The sequence below is a fragment of the Winogradskyella sp. genome (genome assembly GCF_028282165.1).
Lineage (GTDB): Bacteria > Bacteroidota > Bacteroidia > Flavobacteriales > Flavobacteriaceae > Winogradskyella.
On the sequence record NZ_JANQIM010000026.1, the window covers coordinates 1 to 6,298 of the forward strand.

4 protein-coding genes are annotated in these 6,298 nt (G+C 33.9%); 3 read left to right on the plus strand and 1 reads right to left on the minus strand.

Going from position 1 to position 6,298, the window contains the following annotated elements; all coding sequences use genetic code 11:
- Window positions 1-388 precede the first annotated feature (388 nt).
- Both Q0972_RS10515 and Q0972_RS10520 read left to right on the plus strand, forming a co-directional pair.
- On the plus strand, window positions 389-2,944 hold the full coding sequence (locus tag Q0972_RS10515; RefSeq protein WP_299365599.1) for an ATP-dependent Clp protease ATP-binding subunit: 2,556 nt from the start codon (window positions 389-391) through the stop codon (window positions 2,942-2,944).
- A gap of 81 nt (window positions 2,945-3,025) precedes the next feature.
- Window positions 3,026-3,394, plus strand: coding sequence for a hypothetical protein (locus tag Q0972_RS10520; protein WP_299365601.1), 369 nt, complete (start codon window positions 3,026-3,028; stop codon window positions 3,392-3,394).
- An 11-nt stretch (window positions 3,395-3,405) separates the two neighbouring features.
- Here the strand turns inward: Q0972_RS10520 and hutH are convergent, their stop codons facing one another.
- Window positions 3,406-4,941 carry a histidine ammonia-lyase gene (gene hutH, locus Q0972_RS10525; RefSeq protein WP_299365603.1) on the minus strand — a complete coding sequence of 512 codons (1,536 nt, stop codon included), beginning with the start codon at window positions 4,939-4,941 and terminating at the stop codon, window positions 3,406-3,408.
- A gap of 127 nt (window positions 4,942-5,068) precedes the next feature.
- On the opposite strand from hutH, the gene Q0972_RS10530 reads away from it, so the two are divergent.
- On the plus strand, window positions 5,069-6,298 hold a 1,230-nt coding region (locus tag Q0972_RS10530; RefSeq protein WP_299365605.1), incomplete at its 3' end, for a TlpA disulfide reductase family protein.

Sequence of the window (6,298 nt, forward strand, 5' to 3'; positions counted from 1 at the left end):
ACAGGTTTTAAACCATCTCTTACATCTGGTAAAGCACGTGACACAATGACCGACATTGAATAATCAATGTAAGCTGATTTCATTTCATCTTCAATGTTAATTGGAATGAGTTTTTCTCCTTCTGCCATATATAAATTTAATTAGTTTTTATAGGTTTTCAAAACGTGCTAATATAACTATTTTAGTAGTGTTTAGAGCGTATTTAGAAGTCAATTTTAGTAGTTTTTATTAACAATTTTTGATATCTTTTTAGTTAATAAGTATCCTAGAATTTACTTTGATTTAAAGCGCTTTTTTAGTCTATTCGTTTAAGCCTTTAATTTAAGGTACGGTTTTTGACCGTTAGATAATATGTTTTTACTATTTTTAATGCAGAAAGGAGTTTACTATGGACGATAATTTTTCCCCAAGAGTTAAAGATGTTATAGCTTATAGCAAAGAGGAAGCACTGCGTTTGGGACATGATTTTATTGGTACCGAACATTTAATGCTTGGGCTCTTACGCGATGGCAACGGAAAAGCTATAGATATATTAAGTTCGCTGGATGTAGATCTTAATCACTTAAGACGAAAAGTTGAGATTTTGAGCCCAGCTAATCCCAATATTACTACTACATCTAACGAAAAAAAGAACTTACATCTTACAAGACAAGCAGAACGTGCTTTAAAAACAACATTTTTAGAAGCTAAGTTGTTTCAAAGCACTTCAATAAATACAGCACACTTATTATTGTGCATTTTAAGAAACGAGAATGACCCAACGACTAAGTTATTGAATAAACTTAAAGTTGACTATGATAACGTAAAAGAAGAATTCAAATCTATGATTACAAGTGAAGAAGACTATCTAGACGAACCAAAAGCAGAATCTTTCTCTGATGATGACATCAATGATGAAGAAGAGGATACAAAACAAAATCCTTTTGGAGGAAGCCAGTCTAGCAAAACAAATAAAAAATCTAAAACTCCCGTTTTAGATAACTTCGGTAGAGACTTAACCGTTCTTGCCGAAGAAGGCAAATTAGACCCTGTTGTGGGTAGAGAAAAAGAAATACAGCGTGTTTCTCAAATATTAAGTAGACGTAAGAAGAATAACCCTTTATTGATTGGTGAGCCTGGAGTTGGTAAATCGGCAATTGCTGAGGGATTAGCGCTAAGAATCGTAAAGCGTAAAGTATCACGGACCCTTTTTAATAAGCGTGTTGTGACTTTAGATCTGGCTAGCTTGGTTGCAGGTACCAAATATAGAGGCCAGTTTGAAGAGCGCATGAAAGCCGTTATGAATGAGCTTGAAAAGAATGATGACATTATTCTTTTTATTGATGAGATTCATACCATTGTGGGGGCTGGCGGTGCAACAGGAAGTTTAGATGCTTCCAACATGTTTAAACCAGCTCTGGCAAGAGGTGAAATTCAATGTATTGGTGCTACTACACTAGACGAATACAGACAATATATCGAAAAAGATGGTGCTTTGGAGCGTCGTTTCCAAAAAGTTATCGTTGAGCCAACTACGGTTGAAGAAACTATAGAAATATTAAACAATATTAAAGGCAAGTATGAAGAGCACCACAATGTAGACTACACAGATGAAGCTATTGAGGCTTGTGTAAAACTTACTAATCGCTATATGACCGAACGCTTTTTACCGGACAAGGCTATTGATGCTTTAGACGAAGCTGGTTCTCGTGTCCATATCACCAATATTGATGTCCCAAAGCAAATTTTGGAATTAGAAAAGCGTTTAGAAGAAGTAAAGGAAACTAAGAATAGTGTTGTAAAAAAACAGAAGTATGAAGAAGCAGCTAAACTTCGTGATGATGAAAAGCGATTGGAAAAAGAGCTAGCCTCCGCTCAAGAAAAATGGGAAGAAGAAACCAGACAGCACAGAGAAATCGTCACAGAAAATAATGTTGCCGATGTCATTTCTATGATGACTGGCATACCAGTAAATAAAATTGCACAAACCGAACTTAATAAGTTAGCACAATTGCCTGAGCTTATAAAAGGAAAAGTGATTGGTCAGGATACTGCCGTAGCAAAAGTTGTAAAAGCCATTCAACGTAATAGAGCTGGGCTAAAAGATCCAAACAAGCCGATAGGTTCATTTATATTCTTAGGCCAAACAGGTGTTGGTAAAACACAATTGGCAAAAGTTTTAGCTCACGAACTATTTGACAGTAATGAAGCCTTAGTAAGAATAGATATGAGCGAATACATGGAAAAATTCGCAGTATCTAGACTTATTGGTGCGCCTCCTGGTTATGTTGGCTATGAGGAAGGTGGTCAGTTGACTGAGAAGATAAGACGTAAACCCTATGCGGTTGTGCTTTTAGATGAAATTGAAAAAGCCCATCCGGATGTGTTTAACATGCTACTTCAAGTTCTTGATGATGGGTATTTAACTGATAGTTTAGGTCGTAAGATTGACTTTAGAAATACAATCATTATTATGACTTCCAATATTGGTGCAAGAAAGCTTAAGGATTTTGGTACCGGTGTAGGTTTTGGAACTTCGGCAAAAGAAGCCCAAGAATCCGATTATGCTAAAGCTGTTATTGAAAATGCACTTAAAAAGGCATTTGCCCCTGAGTTCCTCAACAGAATTGATGATGTTATTGTCTTTAATACACTCGAAAAAGAAGATATCGATAAAATTATTGACATTGAATTAGTGAAGTTGATTTCGAGAATAAAAGAATTAGGTTACAACCTTAAGTTAACTGACAAAGCCAAAGACTACATAGCCGAAAAAGGTTTTGACAAACAATATGGAGCTAGACCATTAAATAGAGCCATACAAAAATATGTCGAAGATGCTCTAGCCGAAGAGATTATCAATGCTAAAATCCAAGAAGGTGACACAATTACTATGGATTTGGACGCTAAAAATGATGAGCTTAAAATTAAAGTTAAAAGCTCTGGTAAGACTACTGAGTCATAAACCATTTAGACAACAATAGCAAAACTCCTTCTTTATGAAGGAGTTTTTTCTTATCTTAACGTTGATTAAGTACAAATAGTCATGAAAGAAACCCTAACTTTTGACTTTTGTGACATGACGATTTATGACAATTATCTTGTCGCTGTTATGAAAGAAGGTATGAATATAACACCTGAGTATAATGATATTTTGGTGGAAATAACCAATACCTATTATTCTAAACAAGCTTTTGTTTACATAGCTCACAGAATACATTCTTATTCTGTAGACCCCAAAATTTATTTTGAAACCTCAAAAATTGACAATTTAAAGGGTTTTGCAGTTGTTTCAAACAATTATAAAGCAAAGGTCAATGCACAAATAGAACAAATGTTCTACTCCAAACCTTTTGAGATATTTACTAATCTTGACGAAGCGATCAGTTGGGCAAAAGAACTCACTAAGTCTTAATACTACTGAGTTTAGTGTTTTTCTACTCCATAATTATTGAGAAACAATTCTTCAACCTCAATATCGACATCATTTAAAAACTGAATTGAAGCTTCAATGTCGTCGTGCAATACCTCGTCCTCTTTCATAAATGGAACTACCTTTCTGTAGTATTCTAAAAAAGACTCAAGTAATGGAGATGTTTTTAAAGGCCTTCTAAATTCTATGGCTTGTGAAGCATTCATCAACTCAATAGCAATAACACGCTCAACATTTCTAATCAAGGTATAGGCCTGTGTGGCTGCATTTGCCCCCATACTTACATGGTCTTCTTGTCCATTACTAGATACAATACTATCTACACTTGCTGGCGTTGCTAATTGTTTATTAGCACTTACTATACTAGCCGCTGTGTATTGTGGTATCATAAATCCAGAATTCAAACCTGGATTTTCAACCAAAAATGCAGGTAAATCTCGTAAACCTGAGACTAGCTGAAAAATTCTACGCTCGGAAATATTCCCTATTTCTGCCATTGCGATTTTTAAATAATCTAAAGCTAAAGCCAGAGGTTGGCCGTGAAAATTTCCTCCCGAAATAATTAAATCCTCTTCACTGAAAATGTTTGGGTTATCGGTAACTGCATTTATTTCTGTTAAAATAACTTTTTCTACAAAGTCTAAAGTGTCTTTGGTTGCTCCATGTACTTGTGGAATACAACGAAAAGAATAAGGATCTTGTACATGTTCTTTTTCTCTTGATATTAATTCGCTACCAGCTAAAAGCTCATTAAAACGTCTTGCCACTTTTCGCTGACCAGGATGTGGTCTTACCTCGTGTACTAAGTCATGAAAAGGGTCTAATCTTCCATCAAAAGCATCTAAAGAAATAGCTGCAATAATGTCTGCCATATAAGATGTCTTATGGGACATTAATAATAAATAGACGCCATATGCACTCATAAATTGTGTACCATTTAATAAAGCCAAACCCTCTTTTGCCTGCAATTTAATGGGTTCCCAATTAAATTTATCCAAAAGCTCAGATGCCTCATAATGTTCACCTTGGTGGACTACATTTCCCTTTCCTAATAGTGGTAATGCTAAATGTGCCAAAGGCGCTAAGTCTCCAGAAGCGCCTAAAGACCCTTGTGTAAACACAAAAGGAAATATATCGTTATTAAAAAAATCAATGAGGCGTTCTATTGTTTTCAGTTGTACCCCACTATGCCCATAACTTAAAGATTGAATTTTTAAGAGTAGCATTACTTTAACAACAGATTCTGGAACACGTTCACCAGTACCACAGGCATGGGACATCACTAAATTTTCTTGAAGTGTTGTGAGATCATTATCAGAAATCTTAACATTATACAAAGATCCAAAACCTGTGTTAATACCATACATAGGTTTTTTGGTATTCGTCAATTTATTGTCAAGGTAAGCTTTGCATACCATTATTTTTTCTATAGAGTTCTTGGATAATTTCAGCTTTTTTTTCTCTTTAAATATGTTGTAAATCGTAACAATATCTAAAGGGTCTGAAGAAATGATATGATAGTTGTCCATATATGTAAATTAAAGTCATTCAAAATTGAGAATATTTTTTTGGTTTGTCAACAAAATGTTAATGATTCCATTTTTATTTGATTTAACCTCAATATTTTTAATTTTGATTTTCAACAAATTATCAATTATGAAAAAATTATTGGCCTTTTGCATTGTAATATCCCTATTTGCATGCAAAAAAGAAGAACCTAAGATTGACTACACCTTATTCTCTGGTAAAATTGTAAATCCCACAGATAAAGTGGTAAGTGTATATCAAGGAAGAGAAAAAATTATAGACATTAATCTAAACGAAGATGATACATTTACCGACACACTTAAAATTAAAAGTGGTTATTATAGGATAAAACACGGTAGAGAAAGTTCTACTATGTATCTCAATCCTGGTGATGACATCAATCTATCTTTAGATACTAAAGAATTTGATGAAACCATAACATATAATGGTGTCGGATCAGAAGATAGTAATTTCTTAGCTGCCAAATACTTGGCAGAAGAAAAATTAGATATTAATTATGCCGAGTTGTTTGCTAAGGAAGAGCATGATTTCCTTGCTATGATGGATGAAGTCAAAAGCTCTAAAGTAGAGTTTTTAAAAGCCTCTAAGGACATAAGTGACGAATTGAGAAGTTTGGAAGAAAAAAATATCGAGTATGATCATTTAACTAATCTTTTTAACTATAAATCTTACCATGCTTATTATGCCAAAAAGGAAGAATTTAAGCCTTCCGACGAATTTATGGAGATGTTTAAAACCGTAAATTTTGATAACCAAAAAGATTATGAAACTCTTGATAGTTATAAAAGTTTAGTACAAGGTTATTATATGAATAAAATTAATGATAGCGATAATCCTACTGAAATTTTCAACGAGATTAACAATAAAGACTTTCCCTTACTCAAAGAAGATCTAGCTAATAACTTACGCTTTAGAATTGGACCCAATAACGAACATAACGAAGCTTATTTCAATGCATTAATGGTTATGTCTACTGATAAAAAGTTCAAGGATGACCTAACTGCCAAGTACAATAAAATTAGTAAGTTGGCCAAGGGTATGCCATCACCTGAGTTTGAAGAATATGAAAATCATAAAGGAGGTACTACATCCTTAAGAGATCTTAAAGGTAAATACGTATACATGGATATTTGGGCTACTTGGTGTGGACCTTGTATTAGGGAAATACCTTCATTAAAGGAACTTGAAAAGCAATATCATGGCAAAAACATAACCTTTGTAAGCACTTCAATTGACAAAGCAAAAGATCATAATGTTTGGGTAGAAATGGTTAAAGATAAAGAATTAGGTGGTGTACAGTTAATGGCAGACAACGATTGGAATTCTCAATTTGTTAAA

What these genes read in the sequence shown, in the direction of transcription:
- Q0972_RS10515 (WP_299365599.1), top strand. Translation starts at nt 389, where the DNA reads ATGGACGATAATTTTTCCCCAAGAGTTAAAGATGTTATAGCTTATAGC.
- Q0972_RS10520 (WP_299365601.1), top strand. Translation starts at nt 3,026, where the DNA reads ATGAAAGAAACCCTAACTTTTGACTTTTGTGACATGACGATTTATGAC.
- hutH (WP_299365603.1), bottom strand. Translation starts at nt 4,941, where the DNA reads ATGGACAACTATCATATCATTTCTTCAGACCCTTTAGATATTGTTACG.